This is a genomic window from Rhodosalinus sp. K401, from assembly GCF_041365735.1.
In the GTDB taxonomy this organism is placed as follows: domain Bacteria; phylum Pseudomonadota; class Alphaproteobacteria; order Rhodobacterales; family Rhodobacteraceae; genus Rhodosalinus.
On record NZ_JBGFSI010000005.1, the window covers coordinates 13252 to 30548 of the forward strand.

Below are 17297 nucleotides of genomic sequence, written 5' to 3' on the forward strand. Positions count from 1 at the left end.
GGGGGGCCTTCGGGTCCCCCTTTTTCCTGCCGGCTCAGTCCCAAAGCTCCTGCAGCGGCCTGCGCAGCGCATGGCGCACCTGCGCGATCTCGCCTTCCGACACCCGACGCTCCAGCAGGTCGAAGACGGCCATGACCGCGCGCTCGGTGTCGTCGAGCGGCGTCTTGTCGAAATGCGCCTCGATCCGGGCCAGGAAATCGGACTTGTTGCGCGGCTTGAACGGCGTTCCCGACGGATCCCACCCGTCGTAGTAGACCCCGCGCACCAGCACGGGAAGCTGCGCGGCGAGCTGCGCCGCCTCGTCGATGGTCAGGAAATCGCGAAGCGCGTGAAGCGTGCTGCGCAAGAGCAGGTAGGCGCGGCCATTTTCGCGCCAGCCGAGATCGTGGCAAAGGGCGTTCAGCCACTCGGCGAAAACCTGCGGCGCGGTGTCGATCGTGGCAAGTCCGGTGGTGGTCATGGTGGGCTCCCTCAGGCTCGATCCGGAGCGGAGGCTAGCCCTGCCGCGCGCGCCCCGCATTGACAGCGGGCAACACGCGGGTGCGGGTCCCGGCCGTCCACGGCGGCGCGCTCAGTGGAGGATGTATTTCATCCCGGCGAGCGCGACGCCGATGCCGCCGAAACCGGCCGCGCGCAACATAAGGCTCGGGGGGTTCGCTGCAATAAGGGTCGGGCGGGCGTGACGCGAGGCCGACCGGAAGTTCGCCCTCGGGCTCTTTCCGCCGCGCCCGATCTCCTCCGAGACGACTCCCGCGAAGGCCTTGGCACAGGTGACCGCCAGAACCGGGCCGAACAGCCCCGCGGCCATCGCGAAGGGGCCTTTCCGCCCAGACCAGGGGCGACCGGGAACGCGCGGCGGGTCATCGTGCCATCAGATGGTCGGCGACGGCCTGGTAGGCAGGCAGCGATGTCGGATCGATGAACCCGTTCTGCGCCTGCGGAAAGGACGCGAAGCGGACGAGCACCATGTCGGCCGCGGGGTCGACATAGATCGTCTGCCCATGCACGCCGCGTGCGGCGAAGGCCCCGTTCTCGTTGTGAAAGACCCACCACTGGCTGGTGTAGCTGCCGTTCGGAATCGTCGGGAAACCCTGGAACTTGGCCGGGTCGCCGCCGGCGCGGATATTCTTCACCACCTCGGCCGGGAACAGGCGCTCGCCGAAGATCTCGCCCTCGTCAAGCATCAGGAGGCCGAGCCGCCCGAGGTCGCGCAGACCGGCGGTGAGTCCGCCGCCGGCGAAGGGCACGCCCTTGCCGTCCACCGTCTGATAGGCGTCCTGCTCGGCGCCCATCGGCCGCCAGAGTCGTTCCGATGCGAGCTCGGTCACGGACTTGCCCGAGACGCGGCTGATGATCCAGCCGAGCATGTCGGAGTTGATCGTCTTGTAATGGAAGGCGTCGCCGTGCGCGCCCTCGGGCTTCACTTGCTGGAGGTATTCCCAGTAGCCGTCAGGCCCTTCGTAGCCCTCGAGCTTCGGCAGGGGGCTCGCAGCGGCCGAATAGCGCCAGATGTCGGCGTTCGGATCGGAATAATCCTCCGAATATTGCACGCCCGTCGTCATGTCCATGACCTGGCGTACCGTCGCCGTCGCGAAGGCGCTTTCGCCGATCTCGGGGATGATGTCGCGCACGAGGGCCGTGTCGTCCAGCGCGCCCTCGACGACCATGATCTCGGCCAGCAACCCGGTGACCGATTTCGTCATGGACATGGCGGCGTGCTTGCCGTCCGCCTCGAGGCAGCCGAAGTAGCGTTCGTAGACGACGCGGCCCTCGTGGATGATGAGCATCCCGTCGGTATAGTTGGCGTAGAGCGAGTCTTCCCACGTCATCTCGTCGTCGCTGTCCATCGGCAGGAAGGTCAGCGCGTCGATCTCCGCGCGCATCGCGGCGAATGCGTGCGGCGGCGGGTAGTCGAGCGGCTTCGGTGCGCCGAGGCCCCGGCTGATCTGCTCGGTGGGCAGGAATTCGCGGAGGTGGCAGACCGACCAGCGCAGCTTCGGAAAGCTGAAATAGTTGGAATCTGGTTGCGTGATCAGCTTGTCGGGCGGGGGCGGGAAGCCCTGCATCCATCCCATGACCCGCGGATCGGATTGGCGCGCGTCGAGCGTCTCCTGGGCTGGGGCCGCCGTCGCGGCGAGGCCCGCCGCGACGACGAGAGCCCCCGCGGCGTACCGGGATATGTTGATCTGGTTCGGCATTCCTCGCTCCCCCGTGACTGGCTTGGCGACGACAGTTTGCTTCGATTTCAGAAGATCGTGAAGCCGCCGTCGGTTTTGTAGGTCGCCCCGGTGATGTTCGACGCCTCCGGCGAAAGCAGGAAGAGCATGATCGCCACCTGCTCGGCCGGGGTGGAGCCGGTGCCGTTCTGGTCGCTCGGTTGCAACAGGCTGTTGATCTTGGCCAGCGAGATGCCGGTATCCTTGTAGCCCGACGCCAGCCGCTGCCGGATGATCTCGAAGGCGCGTTCGAACATCTGGGTGATCGTGGTGCCCATCCCGACCGAGTTCACGCGGATGCCGAAGGGCGCGTAGTCGATGGCCGCGTTCTTGGTCAGGCCCTGCATGGCGTGCTTCGACGCGACGTAGGGCGGCGTGCCGCCGAAGCCCCGGATGCCGGCGACGGAGGCCACGTTGACGATCGAGCCGCCGGTGCCCTGCTCCATCATCTGCCGCAGTTGGTAGCGCAGGCAGTAGAAGGTGCCGGTGACGTTCACGTCCATCACGCGCCGCCAGTATTCGTTGCCGGCCTCGTGGATGCGCGCCATCAGCCGGTCGCGCTGGTTGACGTAGTCGATGGGCTCGTCGGGGTGCAGCGCATCCATGACGCCCGCGTTGTTGATGGCGGCGTCGAGGCTGCCGTAGCCGGACACGCAGACCCGCACCATCTCCTCGCAGACCGCCTCGTCGGTGATGTCGCCGCCGACGAAGGTCGCGGTCAGCCCCTCGTCGCGGATCGACTGGATGGTCTCGGCGCCGAACTCCTCGAGGATGTCGTTGCCGACGACGTTCGCGCCTTCGCGCGCGAGGCGGCGGGCGGCGTCGGCGCCCATGCCGCGCGCCGCGCCCGTGACGATGACGGTCTTGCCCGCGAAGCGGCCGGGCATGAAGTAATCCTCCGGCACGCGGGCGAGGTTCATGCGGCCGGGCACCTCCGGATCCTGCGGATCCCAGGGTTAGGCCCAGTCCTTCGTTCAGTTGCTGCGCCTCGGCCCGGCTCAGCGTGAGGCCGCCGGCGCCGCCCGCCGCGGCGAGGCCGAGGGATTTCAGCAGGTTTCTGCGTATCATGAGGAGGTTCCCTGGTTAGTAGGCGGTCCAGCCGCCGTCGGTGGCAAAAAAGCGCTGCCGGTCATGTTTCCGGCTTCGGGCGAGAGAAGCTAGCACATCATCGACACCTGCTCGGCCACGGTGGACGGGCGCCCGTTCTCGTCCGCGAAGGCCAGGATCGACGCTGTCTTCGTTCGGCCCCTGCCGGGGTTCGGTGCCGCCGCGTTCGACAGGGCGACGATCTCGTCGGCGCGCCGGATCATCGGCGTGTCGGTCGCGGCCATGTTTACCGAGTTCACCCGGATGCCGTAGGGCGCGTAATCGAGGGCCGCGTTCCGCGTGAGCCCCGTGACGGCATGCTTCGACGCGGAGTAGGCGGGGTTACCGGAAAGGCCGGTGAGGCCCGCGATGGAGCCCACATTGACAATCGAGCCGCCACTTCCCTGCGCGATCATCTGGCGGAGTTCGGCGCGCATCGACAGGAAGACGCCGCGGGCATTGCTCCGGAAGACGTTCTCCCAGTCGTCGAGCGTCGCCTCGTGGATCGGCGCGCAAAGGAGGTCGCGCTGGTTCTCGAAATCGACGGGATCGCCCGGGGAGGCGCCGTCCATGACGCCGGTATTGTTCAGCGCCGCATCCAGGCTCCCGAAGGTCGCGACCGCCAGTTCGACCATGTGGTCACAGGTTTCCTTGCTGCCGACATCCCCCGCGAGGAAACGGGCATTGCCGCCTTGCTCGGTGATGAGGTCGACGGTTTCCCGTCCGAGATCCTCGATCGAGTCCACGCCGATCAAGCTGGCGCCCTCGCGCGCCAAACGAAGGCAGGCGACCCGTCCAAGCCCACGGGCGCAGCCCGTCACGATCACGGTTTTTCCGGCGAACCGGTGCGGTGTGAAGTAATCGTCGGGCATCGGCTGGATATCGCGAAGCTGCGCAAGCTCGGGGGTCACGTCGCTGCGCTCGCGGGCATAGCCGCCGATCGGCGGCACTTCGGCCTCGCCTTCGCCCTGTGCGCTGGCCTTTTGCGTCGCCACGAAGCCGCCCGCGGCAGCCGCACCGCCGAATTTCAGCATGTCCCGTCTATGCATATCCGTATCCCTTTCAGATGAGGGGCCAGAAGGAGTGGCGGACGAACAGCATGACGCTCGGCCAGGATTTCGCCGTGCTGCCCAGCGCCCGCTTGGTGGCCTCGCCGGGCACGGTGTGGGCGATGTGCCGTGCACGTATGTGTTGCGGCTCACGAACCACTTGGCGGTCACGTTCGCTTCGAAGCCGTATTCCGTGCCGTCGAGGAAGCTGAGCGCGGGGTTGCCGCCGATATAGGTTTCGCTGTCGGCGTAGAAGGCCCAGAGCTGCGGTACGATCTCGACCTTCGGGCTGGGGCGAAAGTGCACCTGGATGCGGTGGGCGATCACGTTGCTGTCCTGGACGACCTTGAAGTGGTTGGCGCCCTGCACCCATTGTTCCCCCGTGCCGCCCGAGAGCATCGGGTCCCACCGCTCGTAGGTGGCGGTGTCGGGGTCGTCCCCGGAGAAGCGCGCGAACCGGTAGCTCACGCTGGGCGACCATGCCGCCTGCGGCCAGCTGTAGCCGATATCCGCCCAGCCCGCGCGCGCGTCCATGTCGAAGTTGCGGTTGCGCTGCACCGCGTATTCCGCGCCGAACAAGGGGCCCGCCTCGGTCGCGGCATTGGGCCGGAAGGTGAAGCGCGCGTCGTAGACCTGCAGCCCCTCGCGGGTGCCGACGGGCGCGCTGAGCGGCCCGAAGTAGCTGAAGTTCGACTCGGGCACCGTCAGGTAGCTGAGGCCGAGATCCAGCCCGTCTTGCGGGCGCAGCTCCAGGTTCGCGCCGAGGTAGCGCGTCTCGCTGTCGATCACGCGCAGCTCGTCGGGGTCGAGATAGAAGAACTCGCGCCTGGCCTCGTTGTAGTGGAACTGCGCGAGGGCGAGCATGTCCGCCGCCCCAGCGCGCTTTGGCCTGGAGCGCGGCGCGCTCCCCGCCGTTGGAGGCGGTGTTGGCGATCAGTAAGCCGTTCGCCAGCGTGAAGCGCTGCCGCCCGGCCGACAGGTTGTAGGAAAACCGGTTGCCCGCCGTGTCGGTGCGCCCACCGATGATGCCGACATAGGCCTCCTCGACCCACGCGTTCACGCCCGGGTTGCGGCTCGGGTTCGCGATGCGGATGCGCACGGCCTCGATCGTCTGGTTGACGTAGGAATCCGCCGTCGAGACGTCCTGCGCCAGGGCGGGGGTGGACAAGGCGGCGGGACCCAGCGCCGCGGCGGTCGCAGCGCAGAGGAAAAGCGCTGTCGCAAAAGACCGCATCCGAGTCTCCACCTTTGGCGCAGCCAGTGTGTAGTGGAGGTCGCTTACCCGGCGTCAGACAGTGCCCATTCTGAGCATGGCCGGGGACGTGCATGCTGCCAGCGAAGATCACGCGCGACTGGGTCGAGGAACGGCTCGACACGCTTCACCCCAAGCACGTCGCGGCCTTCGTGCGGCTGCTCACGGAGCTCCGCGCGCTCTTCGGTGGCGATCTCGACGCGATGCTGGTGCTCGCCGCCGTCGCCGCGGATTTGGAACGGGACGAATGGCGCAATACGCTGCTCGACACCGCCGAGGGGCGGGGCACCCACACCCCGGCGAACGCGCTGTTGATCGTGCTGTCCATGGGCATCCCCCACGAAACCGTGCGCCGGAAGCTCGCCAGGCTCAAGGAGATGAAGGTCGCGCAGAAGGACGCGCGGGGCCACTGGAGCGCCACGCCGCACGCTTCGGAGATCCTGCGCCCCGGCACCTTGGCCAGCATGACCTATATCAAGAAGATCCTGAACGCGGCGCTCGAAGCCGAGCGCGCGCAGCGACAGGCGAAAGCCCGGAAGTCGGGCGCGGGCTGACCGGGCCCGTCACGGGCCCGGCCGCCGCCCTTACCCGGTCAGGCGCCGAGCGCCTTGTCGAGGTTCTGGTCCACCTTCTCGAGGAAGCCCATCGTGGTGAGCCAGCCCTGGTCGGGCCCGACGAGCAGGGCGAGGTCCTTGGTCATGTGGCCCGCCTCCACCGTCTCGATCACCACGCGTTCCAGCGTTTCGGCGAAGTGGCGCAGCTCCTCGTTGCCGTCGAGCTTGGCGCGGTGCTTGAGCCCGCCGGTCCAGGCGAAGATCGAGGCGATGGAGTTCGTGGAGGTCTCCTCGCCCTTCTGGTGCTGGCGGTAATGGCGGGTCACCGTGCCGTGGGCGGCCTCGGCCTCCACGATCTTGCCATCCGGCGTCATCAGCTGCGAGGTCATCAGCCCGAGCGAGCCGAAGCCCTGCGCCACCGTGTCGGACTGCACGTCGCCGTCGTAGTTCTTGCAGGCCCAGACGAAGCCGCCGTTCCACTTCATGGCGCAGGCGACCATGTCGTCGATCAGGCGATGCTCGTAGGTGATGCCCTTTTCCTTGAACTTCGCCTCGAACTCCTGCTCGAAGACCTCCTGGAAGAGGTCCTTGAAGCGGCCGTCATAGGCCTTGAGGATGGTGTTCTTGGTGGACATGTAGAGCGGCCAGCCCATGTCGAGCGCGTAGTTCATCGAGGCGCGCGCGAAGTCGCGGATCGAGTCGTCGAGGTTGTACATCGCCATCGCCACGCCGGCGCCGGGCGACTGGTAGACCTCGCGCTCGATCACCTCGCCGTCCTCGCCCTCGAAGCGGATCGTGAGCTTGCCGGGACCGGGCATCCGGAAATCGGTGGCGCGGTACTGGTCGCCGAAGGCGTGGCGGCCGATCACGATGGGCTGGGTCCAGCCCGGCACGAGGCGGGGGACGTTGCGGCAGATGATGGGCGCGCGGAAGACCACGCCGCCCAGGATGTTGCGGATCGTGCCGTTGGGGCTGCGCCACATCTTCTTGAGGCCGAACTCCTCCACCCGGGCCTCGTCGGGGGTGATGGTGGCGCATTTCACGCCGACGCCGATCTCCTTGATCTTCTCGGCGGCGTCGACGGTGATCTGGTCCTCGGTGCGGTCGCGCTCCTCGATGCCGAGATCGTAGTAGAGCAGATCGATATCGAGGTAGGGCAGGATCAGCTTCTTCTTGATGAAATCCCAGATGATGCGGGTCATCTCGTCGCCGTCGAGCTCCACGACGGGGTTGTCCACCTTGATCTTGGCCATGCGTCCCTCCTTCCGGGTGCCGAGTCGTTTGCCCGCCTCTTAGCGCATCGGCCGTGCGCTGGCCAGACAGTATGCCAGTGTATACATGCGTGGCGTCCGCCGTCAGGCGCACATGCGCGCCTCGAGCGTNGATCGATATCGAGGTAGGGCAGGATCAGCTTCTTCTTGATGAAATCCCAGATGATGCGGGTCATCTCGTCGCCGTCGAGCTCCACGACGGGGTTGTCCACCTTGATCTTGGCCATGCGTCCCTCCTTCCGGGTGCCGAGTCGTTTGCCCGCCTCTTAGCGCATCGGCCGTGCGCTGGCCAGACAGTATGCCAGTGTATACATGCGTGGCGTCCGCCGTCAGGCGCACATGCGCGCCTCGAGCGTCCGGATCCGGACCATGAGCCCCAGCGCGACCGACGCCATGACGAAAATCCCCGCCGCGATCGGCAACGGCGTGCCGTCGAAAAGTAGCCCCGTGGGCACCGCCAGCGTCACCGCGACCACGGTCGCCACGGCGCCGATCACGCTCGACGCGACGCCCGCGATATGGCCGAGCGGCTCCATGGCGAGCGCGTTGACGTTGCCGAGGGTCAGCGCGGTCTGCACCAGGATCGACGCCTGCCAGATCACGAACGCGCCGAAGAACACGGGCTCCGCCGGCGGAAAGAGACCGAGCAGGATCATCGCGCCCGACAGCACCACCTGCGCGGCAAGCGCCCCGGTGATGAGCCTGCGCATCCCCAGCCGCATCACCGCCGCCGCGTTGGCGAGGTTCGCGCCGGCGGCCACGACGGCGATCGCGGCGAACCAGTAGGGAAAGCTGTCGGCCCGGCCGAAGGTCAGGTCGTAGACTTGCTGCACCGTCGAGAGCATCGTGAAGAGCATCCCGAAGCAGAGCCCCTGCACGAGGATCGCGAGACGGACACGGGGGTTGCCCGCGATCTCCGAGAGCGCCCGCGCGAAGCTTTCGCGCCGGAAGGGCAGGCGCCGGTCGCGCGGCAGCGTCTCGCGCAGCCGCAGAAGCATCCACAGCGACGAAACGGCGGCGAACGCGATGAAGGCCGCGAAGATCTCGCGCCAGCCCGCGACCGCGATGATCCCGGCCCCGAGAAGCGGCGCGAGCGCGGGCACGACGGCGAAGACCATCAGCACGAAGCTCATAGTTCGCGCCATGCGTTCGCCGGAGTAGAGGTCTCGGATGATGGCGAGCGTGACCACGCGCGGCCCGGCCGCGCCGAGCCCCTGCACGAGCCGTGCGGCCAGAAGCAGCTCGATCGTGGGCGCGGCCCAGGCCAGCGCGGCGCCCACGATGTAGAGCCCGGCGCCGGCCAGGATCACCGGCTTGCGCCCGTAGCTGTCGGAAAGCGGGCCGGTCACGAATGTGCCGAGCCCCATGCCCAGAACGAAGGCGGTGACGACGAGCTGTGCGAGGTTCGGCGCCTCGGGACTGAGCGTGGCAGCGATCTCGGGCATGGCCGGCAGCATCGCGTCGACGGAAAAGGCGACGGTGGCGAAAATCATCGCCATCAGCGCGATGAACTCGACGGGGTGCAGGCGGCTCGGCGGCATGGCGATGGCCGCTAGCATGGCGTGCGAGAGGCCGCCAGCCGCCATGGCGCGGCTCAACGCCGCAATGCGCCTCAGTCCTCCTTGTCGGGGGCGCGGGGCGGCGGGGCATCGGGGCCACGGGCGGGGCTGTCGGCCGGCGGGGCGCTCGACAGGTTCGCGGTGTCGTGCTCGTCCTCCGCCGGGTGCTGCTTGCCGTCCCGGCGCGCATGGTGGTCGTGATGGTCGAGCCGCGCGACCAGCCATTCGGCGTTGCGGTGGCGCATGTCCAGCGCGTAGCTGCCGATGCGCTGGATCGCGACGGCGAAGATGCCCAGCCCCACGAAGATGAAGACCGTGGTGGCGATCTTGCCCAGGACGGTCTGCGGCACCAGCGACCCGTAGCCCACGGTCGACAGCGTCACCACGGTGAAGAAGTAGCTGTCGACCCAGCTCCACCCCTCGACGTAGCGAAAGACGACCGTGCCCGCGGCGATCACCGCGGCCAGCGTCAGAAGCAGCGTGAAGAGACTTCCGGCCCTCAACCTTCCCGCGCTCCTTCGGCTCCCAGCTCCGCGATCACCCGCGCCCAGAGCTCGGGCGGCTGCGCGCCCGGGACGGCGTGCTGACCGCCGACGATGAAGGTCGGAACGCCGGTCACGCCCATCTCGCGCGCGGCGCGCTCGCGGGCGCGCGTTTCCTCGACATCGGCGTCGGACTCCAGCAGCCGGTGCACCACGGAGGCGTCCATCTCGATCCGGTCGGCGATATCGGCCAGGGTCTCCCGGTCGCCGATGTCCCGGCCTTCCTTGAAATAGGCGGCGAAGAGGGCCGAGACGGCCGCCGTCTGCCGGCCCTCGATCCCCGCCCAATGGATCAGCCGGTGCGCGTCGAGCGTGTTGGGCTGGCGCCGGATCGCGCCGAGATCGAGCGCGAGGCCAGCGGCTTCCGCCGCATCGGCGACCTCGGCGTAAACCTTGGCGGCGCCCTCCTCGCCACCGAACTTGGCCCGCAGGTAGTCGCGCCGGTCCATCCCCTCGGCCGGCATGTCGGGATTGAGCTGGAAGGGGTGCCATTCCACCGTGAAGGGGTGGTCGGGCGCGGCCTCGAGCGCACGGTCGAGCTGCACCTTGCCGATATAGCACCAGGGGCAGACGGGATCTGAAATGATGTCAAGCTTGACCATCGGATGTCCTCCATTCGGCGCGTAGCGCCTTGCGGCTCAGCTTGCCGTTCGGTCCGGTCGGAAGATCGGTCCGGCGGACATAGAGCCGGGGTTGTTTCCAGCGCGCAAGGCGCTCGGCGGCGAAGGCCGAAAAGGCTTTTTCGTCAATCGGATCGCGCGCAGTGTAAAAGCAGGCGATGACCCGCACCTGGTCCTTGAGCGCGACATCCGTGACGGCGAGCGCATCGACGCCGGGGAAGGCGGCGAGCGCGGCCTCGACCTCCTGCGGGGCCACGCGCACCCCGCCCGCGTTCATCAGGTCGTCGGCCCGGCCGTGACAGGTGATGGAGCCGTCCGCGCCCATGACGCCCAGATCGCCGGTCAGGAACCACTCGCCGGAAAACCGCGCCTCTGTCTCGGCCTTGGCGCCCAGGTAGCCGAGCATGAGCCCCGGATCGCGGCGCGAGACGGCGATGGTGCCCGTCTCGCCCATCGCCACGGGCGCCGCGTCGGGCCCGAGGATGGCGACCCGGCGCCCCGGCTGAGGCCGTCCCAGCGTGCCGGGAGGCGCAGGCACGCCCGGCGCCCCCGAGATGAAGGTGGAGCATTCCGACATCCCGAACGCCTCGTGCACGGCGGTGCCGGTGGCGGCCTCCCATGCGGTGCGGGTCGCCTCGGTCAGTTTCTCGCCGGCCGACAGTCCGTGACGCAATCGCGGCGCGGGTGCGTCCTCCGGCCAGTGCTTCAGAAGTTTCCTGTAAACCCCCGGAGATGCAGCGAAGATCGTCGCGTCATGGCGGCGGATCAGGAGCGGCAGCGCCTCGGGCGCCGTGCCCGCCTCGGGAATGAGGGCGGTGGCGCCCGCGGTCCAGGGATCGAGGAGCCCGGTGCCCAGCGTGTAGGTCCAGTTGAAGGCACCCGCGTGCAGCAACCGGTCGCGGGGTGTGAGCCCGTACCAGCCCTCGCGCATCATGCCGCGTGCCCAGACGGCGCGATGGGCGTGCATCACCGCCCGCGGCGCGCCCGAGGTGCCCGAGGTGAAAACGATGTAGGCAAGCCGCTCCGGGTCTCCCTTGACCGGCGCGGCCTCGGGCCGCGCGCGCATGGCGCGGAGCGCCTCGAGACCGATCCGGCGCGGTCCGTCCTCGGGGCAGGGCAGGGCGGGGTCGGCGAGGATCGCGGCGGGCCCGACCGTCCGGGCGATGCGCGCCACCTCGCCCGCCGTCAGCGCGGCCGAGACGGGCACCGGGACGATCCCCACCGCCACCGCGCCCAGGAAGGCGAGCGGGAAATCCACGGTGTTGGAGAGCCGGAGGAGAACCCTGTCGCCGTGGGCGAGTCCCGCCTCCAGCAGCCCCGTCCCGGTGCCGAGCGCCGCCGCGCGGAGCCGCGCGAAGCTCCAGCGTTCGGCGCGCGATGCCCCCAGCACCGCGAGCGCGATCTTGTCGGGCGCCGCCAGCCCGCCCGCGAGCACATGGTCCGCCAGGTTGAAGGGCGCGGGACACGCGGGCCAGGGCCCCTGATCGCAAAGCGAAAGCATCCCTCATTGGGTAAGCGCGGCCCGGTCCGGTTGCAAGCATCCGGGCGCGGCCCTATAGAGCGTCCATGCCGCCGTCCGACCCCCGCGCGCTGATCCGGATCGCCCGCGAGCGCGGGGCCGAGGACGTGCCCGAACCGCTCGACCTCGGCCGGCGCGTGCGGGAGCTCAGGACCGCGCAGGGATGGACGCTCGAGCAGGCGGCGCGGCAGGCGGGGCTCGCCCGCTCCACCCTCTCGAAGATCGAGAACGGGCAGATGTCGCCCACCTACGACGCGCTCAAGAAGCTGGCCACCGGGCTCCGGATTTCCGTGCCGCAGCTCTTCACGCCGCCGCGGCACGACCAGGTGACGGGACGCATGGCGCTCACGCGGGCGGGCGAGGGGCAGGCGCAGGCCACCACGACCTACGAGCACGAGCTTCTCGCCGAGCCGCTGCGGAACAAGGCGATGCTGCCCTACCGCGCGCGCATCCGGGCGCGCGCGATGGAAGAGTTCGATGGCTGGGTGCGCCACGACGGGGAAGAGTTCCTCTACGTGCTGACCGGCGTCATCCGGCTTTACACCGAGTTTTACGAACCGGTGGAGATGCGCCGCGGCGACAGCGCCTATTACGACGCGGCCATGGGGCACAACGTGGTGTCGACAAGCCCCGAGGACGCGACCATCCTGTGGGTCACGTCGCTTGGTTGAGTGTCGCGTCAGCGGGTCACCGCATCCAGCCCTCGACGGTGCGCGCCGCGCCCGAGATGTCCTGCCCGACTCCGTCGATCGTGCCGCATCCCGCAAGCGCCGCGCAAAGGGCGGCCAGGGCGATCAGTCGTGTCATCACTCCACCTCTTCGTACCACCAGACATCGGGCAGGAAGCCCGCCCAGTCCCCGTAGATCGGCAGCGTTTCGGGGTAATGCAGGTCGCTTGCATGGGCGATCCGGCTCACGTTCCACTGGTAGAGCGGGATCACGTAACGCCCGGCCGTCAGGATCCGGTCGAGCGCGCGGGTCGCCGCGAGGAATTCCTCGCGGCTCCCGGCGTTCAGAAGCCGTTCGATCGTGGCCTCCGCGGCCGGCGAGCGCATTCCCATCCAGTTCCGGGACCCGGGCGTGTCGGCGGCCTCGGACGACCAGTAGAGCCGCTGTTCGGTCCCGGGCGAGAGCGACAGGCCCACGCGGTAGGGCGTCATGTCGAAGTCGAAGCCGGTCGTGCGCTGGGTATACTGCGCGTCGTCCACGGCGACGATGTCCACCGCGATGCCCAGACGCTCGAGCGCGCGGGCGTAGATGTCCATGATCGACTGATGCTCCTGGCCGCCCTGGCGCAGCAGCGCCTCGAAGCGAAAGGGATCTCCGTCCGCGTTGCGGCGGACCCCGTCGTCGCCCACCGTCCATCCCGCCTCGTCGAGCAGCGCCCCGGCGCGGCGCAGCCCCGACCGGTTGCGCGCCGTGCCGTCCGAGACGGGCAGGGCGTATCCCTCGATCGTGCCGGGCGGAAGCGCGTCGGCGAAGGGCGCGAGATAGTCGCGCACGAGCCCCTCGGCCGGGCCCGGGCGCATGGCAAGCTCGGAGTTCGAGAAATAGGAGGTGATCCGGGGCTGGCGCCCGCCGGTCATCGTGTCGTTGATCGCCTCGAAGTTGAAGGCGGTGATCAGCGCCTCGCGCACGCGCCAGTCCGCGAAGATCTCGCGCCGGGTGTTCATAACGAAACCGGTCATGCCCGAGGGGCGTTCGTGCGGGATGACGGATTTCACCACATCGCCGCGCCGGACGGCGGGAAAGTCGTATTGCGCCTCCCACGTCTCGGCGTTGAACTCCCGGTGGACGTTCAGAAGCCCCGACTTGAACGCCTCGAAAAGGGCGGTGTCGTCGCCGAAATACTCCAGCCGGATGGTGTCCAGATTGTCGGTGCCGCGGCGGAAGGGCAGGTCGCGGCCCCAGTAGTCGGGATCGCGCGACAGCACGACGTAGCGGCCCGGCTCGAAATCGGTGACCCGATAGGGCGCGGTGCCGAGGGGGATCTCGTCCAGTCGCGCCGCGGCGAAATCGCTGCCGTCCCATTGCGCCTTCTTCAGGATCGGGCGCAACCCGGCGAGCAGGGCGAGTTCCGGGTTGTCGGCGGTGAAGGTGAAGCGCACGGTGCGCGGCCCCGTCGCCTCGGCCCGGGCCACCTGGCTCCAGAATCCGTGGTAGCGCGGGTGCCCCTCCGTCCCGAGCGTTTCGTAGGACCAGAGCACATCCTCCACCGTGACGGGGCTTCCATCGGAGAATCGCGCCTCGGGCCGAAGCGTGAATTCCACCCAGCCCCGGTCCGGTCCGACCTCGACCGATTCGGCGAGCAACCCGTAAAGGGAGAACGGCTCGTCCCAGTTTCGCCCCATGAGGGACTCGTAGGCCAGGAAGCGCAGCTGCCAGGGCGCGGTCCCCTTCAGCGTGAACGGATTGAGCGTGTCGAACCCCCCGGTCTCTCCGAACGCGATGCGCCCCCCCTTGGGCGCGTCGGGGTTGGCGTAGGGCAGCGACACAAAATCGGGTGGGAGCGCGGGCTCGCCATACATAGCTATGCCATGGGTCGGCTCGGCCGCGGCCCCACCGATCCCGGCTGCGACCGCGACGACGGCCGCGCAGCACCTCAGCGCCCGGAAAGAATTCGGGTCCATTTCGTGGACAATCCTGCTCTGCCCTTGTTTTCTTGGCGCCGAGGGTAGCCGGGCTTCGATGGGTTTTCAAACTTTTAGCTTGGACGCCGGCGCGAAATTGAATATACAGAGGGCACTGCTCGATAGGTTTCTTGCCTGTATGAAACCTGCCTCAATAACTGAACGCCGGCCTCGTGCCGGCGTTTTTTTTGTGCGTATGTCATGTCCCGCCCTGCGCCGCCGGCCCTTGTATCCGGGGCGCCGCGTGGCATGCTGCGCGCGCAAAACCACACGGAGGGCATTGGGATGTCGCTGAACGGAAAGACGGCGATCGTGACGGGCTCGACCTCGGGAATCGGCCTCGGCGTCGCGCGGGAACTCGCCCGCGCCGGCGCCTCGGTGATTCTCAACTCCTTCACCGACCGGGAAGAGGATCACGACCTCGCGCGCGAGATCGGCGAGGAGTTCGGCGTGACGGCGCGCTACGTCAGCGCCGACATGGCCAAGCCCGACCAGTGCCGGGCGCTGGTCGAGACGGCAGGCGCCTGCGACATCCTGGTGAACAACGCCGGCATCCAGCACGTCGCCGCCATCGAGGAGTTCCCGGTGGAGAAGTGGGACGCGATCATCGCGATCAATCTCAGCTCGACGTTCCACACGACCGCCGCGGCGCTGCCCCTGATGCGCAAGGCCGGCTGGGGGCGCATCATCAATATCGCCAGCGCCCACGGGCTGACGGCCTCGCCCTACAAGGGCGCCTATGTCGCGGCCAAGCACGGGATGGTGGGCTTTACCAAGGTCACCGCACTCGAGACCGCGCGCGAGCCGATCACGGCCAACGCGATCTGCCCCGGCTACGTGCTCACCCCCCTGGTCGAGGACCAGATCCCCGACACCATGAAGGAATACGACATGAGCCGGGAGGAGGTGATCGAGCAGGTGATGCTCGAGCGGCAGCCCTCGAAGGAATTCGCCACCGTGGAAGAGCTGGGCGGCACGGCCGTCTTCCTGTGTTCGGACGCCGCGGCGCAGATCACGGGCACCACGATCAGCGTGGACGGGGGCTGGACGGCGCTCTGAAACGGTCCATCTGGCCGGAGACCGAGGACGACGAGGACAGAGGCGGGACGGGCAATGCGCCACGCCCGCCGGCGGGGCATGGCAGGCGATATCAAACGGATCAACCTCGCGCTTCAGGGCGGCGGCGCGCATGGCGCCTTCACCTGGGGTGTGCTCGATCGGCTTCTGGAGGAACCGGATATCGAGATCGCCGGTATCTCGGGCACCTCGGCGGGCGCGCTCAACGGGGCCGCGCTCAAATCCGGGCTGCTGGAGGGCGGGCGCGAGGGCGCAAAGGACATGCTTGCCTGGCTCTGGGGCCGGCTCGGCGCGGTCAGCGACTTCCGCATGCCGTCCTGGATGCAGGGCTTCCTGCCGGATGCCGGGGTCTCCGCCCGGCTCATGGCGAACTCGCTGCCCTTCTCGGCGCTCGAAAGCTGGTCGCGCGTGATCTCTCCCTACGCGTTGGGGCCCTTCTACGCCAACCCGTTGCGGTCGATCGTGGAGAAATTCGACTACGAGGAGGTCTGCGCCCAAAGCGGCCCGCAGCTGTGCGTCTGCGCGACGAATGTGCGGACGGGCAAGGTGCGGGTCTTCACCGGCGACGGGATCTCGACCGAGTCGATCCTCGCCTCGGCCTGCCTGCCGACGCTCTTTGAGGCGGTCGAGGTCGTCGACCCGGAAACGGGAGAGCCAGAACATTTCTGGGATGGCGGCTATACCGGCAACCCGGCGCTTTTCCCGCTCTTCGACCCGGCCCTGCCGGACGACGTCGTGGTCATCAACATCAACCCGCTCAACCGCGACACGATCCCGCGCTCGGCGCAGGAGATCCAGAACCGGATCAACGAGATCAGCTTCAACTCCTCGCTTCTGAGGGAACTGCGCGCCATCGCCTTCGTACAGCGCCTCATCGAGGAGGGGCGGATGCCCGAGGGCCGCATGAAGCGGGTGCTCGTGCACATGATCGCCGACGACGCGCTGATGAACCGGCTCTCGGTGGCGACGAAGATGGTGCCGCTGCCCTCGGTCATCGCAGAGCTGAAGGCGGCGGGCCGGATCGCGGCCGACGATTTCCTGGCCCGTCACAAGGACGACCTGAACCGCCGCCAGACGGTCGAGCTCGAGAAGATGTACGGCAGCTGAGGCGCGCGCAGGCGCGCGGGACGGCCCCCGAACGGGGGGGTTACTCCGCGGCGCGGGGCGCGGGCTCCGGCGCGGTACGCGCCGGGCGCGTGGGATCCTTGGCGTTGGGGTAGACGAGGCCGGCCGAGATCACGAGCTTCGCGGCATCCTCGATCGACATGTCGAGCTCGATGACGTCTTCCTTCGGGAAGAACAGGAGGAACCCGGAGGTGGGGTTCGGCGTCGTCGGGACGAACACCGACAGAAGGTCGCCGCCCGTCTCGGCCTTCTGCGCCACCTCGCCCTTGGTGGAGGTCGAAATGAAGCCGATCGCCCAGATCCCCCGGCGCGGATACTGCACCAGGCAGGCGGTCTCGAAGCTGCGTTCGGACTGGGCGAAGATCGTCTCTGCGATCTGCTTGACGCCGGAATAGATCGAGCGGACCACGGGCATCCGGTGCACGAGATGTTCGGCCCAGCGGATCAGCGCGCGCCCGATCACACCCTTGGCGATCCAGCCCACGAAGACCGTGAAAAGCAGGAACACGACCACGCCGATGCCGCGGACGTTTATGTTGGTCTCCGGGCCGAAGATACGCTTGAAGAACTCTTCGGGCTGGTAGGCGTCGGGCACGAAGGGCAGCACGAAGCTGTCGACCCAGCCGATCGCGGTCCAGATCAGCCAGACAGTCAGCCCGATCGGCGCGATCACCACAATGCCCGTGAGGAAACTGGCCCGCAAGCTGGCGAAGAAGCCCGGCTTGCGCGGCTTTGGCTGAAGCTCTTCTTCGAACGGCGTCTTCATCGCTGTGACCCGGCTGCGCGCTTGCCACGCG

General features: G+C 68.3%; 17 protein-coding genes. 4 read left to right on the forward strand and 13 right to left on the reverse strand.

The window, feature by feature from the left end:
• Positions 1-34: 34 nt before the first annotated feature.
• From AB6A66_RS07530 to AB6A66_RS07550, 5 genes are all read right to left on the reverse strand, one after another.
• Positions 35-460 (reverse strand): DUF2267 domain-containing protein, encoded by a 426-nt coding sequence (locus AB6A66_RS07530; protein ID WP_371055410.1) that lies wholly within the window; start codon positions 458-460, stop codon positions 35-37.
• A 111-nt stretch (positions 461-571) separates the two neighbouring features.
• A complete protein-coding gene (locus tag AB6A66_RS07535; RefSeq protein WP_371055411.1) occupies positions 572-808 on the reverse strand; it encodes a hypothetical protein in 237 nt (78 codons plus the stop codon).
• 52 nt (positions 809-860) lie between these two features.
• A complete protein-coding gene (locus AB6A66_RS07540; RefSeq protein ID WP_371055412.1) occupies positions 861-2198 on the reverse strand; it encodes a serine hydrolase domain-containing protein in 1338 nt (445 codons plus the stop codon).
• Positions 2199-2245: 47 nt separating this feature from the next.
• Positions 2246-3148, reverse strand: a complete 903-nt coding sequence (locus AB6A66_RS07545; protein ID WP_371055413.1) for an SDR family NAD(P)-dependent oxidoreductase — start codon at positions 3146-3148, stop codon at positions 2246-2248.
• Between the two features lie 225 nt (positions 3149-3373).
• Positions 3374-5215 (reverse strand): SDR family NAD(P)-dependent oxidoreductase, encoded by a 1842-nt coding sequence (locus tag AB6A66_RS07550; RefSeq protein ID WP_371055414.1) that lies wholly within the window; start codon positions 5213-5215, stop codon positions 3374-3376.
• Between the two features lie 462 nt (positions 5216-5677).
• Here AB6A66_RS07550 and AB6A66_RS07555 point away from each other — a divergent pair, with 462 nt between their 5' ends.
• Positions 5678-6157, forward strand: coding sequence for a hypothetical protein (locus AB6A66_RS07555; protein ID WP_371055415.1), 480 nt, complete (start codon positions 5678-5680; stop codon positions 6155-6157).
• Between the two features lie 38 nt (positions 6158-6195).
• Here AB6A66_RS07555 and AB6A66_RS07560 read toward each other — a convergent pair whose 3' ends face one another.
• From AB6A66_RS07560 to AB6A66_RS07580, 5 genes are all read right to left on the reverse strand, one after another.
• Positions 6196-7410 carry an NADP-dependent isocitrate dehydrogenase gene (locus AB6A66_RS07560; protein ID WP_371038382.1) on the reverse strand — a complete coding sequence of 405 codons (1215 nt, stop codon included), beginning with the start codon at positions 7408-7410 and terminating at the stop codon, positions 6196-6198.
• Between the two features lie 347 nt (positions 7411-7757).
• Positions 7758-9014, reverse strand: coding sequence for a multidrug effflux MFS transporter (locus AB6A66_RS07565; RefSeq protein WP_371038383.1), 1257 nt, complete (start codon positions 9012-9014; stop codon positions 7758-7760).
• Between the two features lie 26 nt (positions 9015-9040).
• A complete protein-coding gene (locus AB6A66_RS07570; protein WP_371055416.1) occupies positions 9041-9490 on the reverse strand; it encodes an ion channel in 450 nt (149 codons plus the stop codon).
• Positions 9487-10131, reverse strand: coding sequence for a DsbA family protein (locus AB6A66_RS07575; RefSeq protein WP_371055417.1), 645 nt, complete (start codon positions 10129-10131; stop codon positions 9487-9489). Before AB6A66_RS07575 ends, AB6A66_RS07570 begins: the two co-directional genes overlap by 4 nt.
• Positions 10118-11650: a class I adenylate-forming enzyme family protein gene (locus AB6A66_RS07580; protein ID WP_371055418.1), complete on the reverse strand. Its 1533-nt coding sequence runs from the start codon at positions 11648-11650 to the stop codon at positions 10118-10120. The genes AB6A66_RS07575 and AB6A66_RS07580 overlap by 14 nt, the downstream gene beginning before the upstream one ends.
• Positions 11651-11715: 65 nt before the next feature.
• Here AB6A66_RS07580 and AB6A66_RS07585 point away from each other — a divergent pair, with 65 nt between their 5' ends.
• On the forward strand, positions 11716-12339 hold the full coding sequence (locus AB6A66_RS07585) for a helix-turn-helix domain-containing protein (RefSeq protein ID WP_371038387.1): 624 nt from the start codon (positions 11716-11718) through the stop codon (positions 12337-12339).
• 16 nt (positions 12340-12355) lie between these two features.
• On the opposite strand, the gene AB6A66_RS07590 is transcribed toward AB6A66_RS07585, so the two are convergent.
• Together AB6A66_RS07590 and AB6A66_RS07595 are read right to left on the reverse strand one after the other, a co-directional pair.
• Positions 12356-12475 carry an entericidin EcnA/B family protein gene (locus AB6A66_RS07590; RefSeq protein ID WP_371038388.1) on the reverse strand — a complete coding sequence of 40 codons (120 nt, stop codon included), beginning with the start codon at positions 12473-12475 and terminating at the stop codon, positions 12356-12358.
• Entirely contained in the window at positions 12475-14298 is a 1824-nt protein-coding gene (locus tag AB6A66_RS07595) for an extracellular solute-binding protein (RefSeq protein WP_371055419.1), read from the reverse strand. Before AB6A66_RS07595 ends, AB6A66_RS07590 begins: the two co-directional genes overlap by 1 nt.
• 285 nt (positions 14299-14583) lie before the next feature.
• Between AB6A66_RS07595 and AB6A66_RS07600 the strand changes: the two genes are divergently transcribed.
• A complete protein-coding gene (locus AB6A66_RS07600; protein WP_371055420.1) occupies positions 14584-15357 on the forward strand; it encodes a 3-hydroxybutyrate dehydrogenase in 774 nt (257 codons plus the stop codon).
• A 78-nt stretch (positions 15358-15435) separates the two neighbouring features.
• A complete protein-coding gene (locus AB6A66_RS07605; RefSeq protein WP_371055421.1) occupies positions 15436-16482 on the forward strand; it encodes a patatin-like phospholipase family protein in 1047 nt (348 codons plus the stop codon).
• A gap of 40 nt (positions 16483-16522) precedes the next feature.
• Here the strand turns inward: AB6A66_RS07605 and AB6A66_RS07610 are convergent, their stop codons facing one another.
• A complete protein-coding gene (locus AB6A66_RS07610) occupies positions 16523-17266 on the reverse strand; it encodes a DUF502 domain-containing protein (protein ID WP_371055422.1) in 744 nt (247 codons plus the stop codon).
• Positions 17267-17297: the final 31 nt, after the last annotated feature.

What these genes read in the sequence shown, in the direction of transcription:
- AB6A66_RS07530 (WP_371055410.1), bottom strand. Translation starts at nt 460, where the DNA reads ATGACCACCACCGGACTTGCCACGATCGACACCGCGCCGCAGGTTTTC.
- AB6A66_RS07535 (WP_371055411.1), bottom strand. Translation starts at nt 808, where the DNA reads ATGGCCGCGGGGCTGTTCGGCCCGGTTCTGGCGGTCACCTGTGCCAAG.
- AB6A66_RS07540 (WP_371055412.1), bottom strand. Translation starts at nt 2,198, where the DNA reads ATGCCGAACCAGATCAACATATCCCGGTACGCCGCGGGGGCTCTCGTC.
- AB6A66_RS07550 (WP_371055414.1), bottom strand. Translation starts at nt 5,215, where the DNA reads ATGCTCGCCCTCGCGCAGTTCCACTACAACGAGGCCAGGCGCGAGTTC.
- AB6A66_RS07555 (WP_371055415.1), top strand. Translation starts at nt 5,678, where the DNA reads ATGCTGCCAGCGAAGATCACGCGCGACTGGGTCGAGGAACGGCTCGAC.
- AB6A66_RS07560 (WP_371038382.1), bottom strand. Translation starts at nt 7,410, where the DNA reads ATGGCCAAGATCAAGGTGGACAACCCCGTCGTGGAGCTCGACGGCGAC.
- AB6A66_RS07565 (WP_371038383.1), bottom strand. Translation starts at nt 9,014, where the DNA reads ATGGCGGCTGGCGGCCTCTCGCACGCCATGCTAGCGGCCATCGCCATG.
- AB6A66_RS07575 (WP_371055417.1), bottom strand. Translation starts at nt 10,131, where the DNA reads ATGGTCAAGCTTGACATCATTTCAGATCCCGTCTGCCCCTGGTGCTAT.
- AB6A66_RS07580 (WP_371055418.1), bottom strand. Translation starts at nt 11,650, where the DNA reads ATGCTTTCGCTTTGCGATCAGGGGCCCTGGCCCGCGTGTCCCGCGCCC.
- AB6A66_RS07585 (WP_371038387.1), top strand. Translation starts at nt 11,716, where the DNA reads ATGCCGCCGTCCGACCCCCGCGCGCTGATCCGGATCGCCCGCGAGCGC.
- AB6A66_RS07590 (WP_371038388.1), bottom strand. Translation starts at nt 12,475, where the DNA reads ATGACACGACTGATCGCCCTGGCCGCCCTTTGCGCGGCGCTTGCGGGA.
- AB6A66_RS07595 (WP_371055419.1), bottom strand. Translation starts at nt 14,298, where the DNA reads ATGGACCCGAATTCTTTCCGGGCGCTGAGGTGCTGCGCGGCCGTCGTC.
- AB6A66_RS07600 (WP_371055420.1), top strand. Translation starts at nt 14,584, where the DNA reads ATGTCGCTGAACGGAAAGACGGCGATCGTGACGGGCTCGACCTCGGGA.
- AB6A66_RS07605 (WP_371055421.1), top strand. Translation starts at nt 15,436, where the DNA reads ATGGCAGGCGATATCAAACGGATCAACCTCGCGCTTCAGGGCGGCGGC.
- AB6A66_RS07610 (WP_371055422.1), bottom strand. Translation starts at nt 17,266, where the DNA reads ATGAAGACGCCGTTCGAAGAAGAGCTTCAGCCAAAGCCGCGCAAGCCG.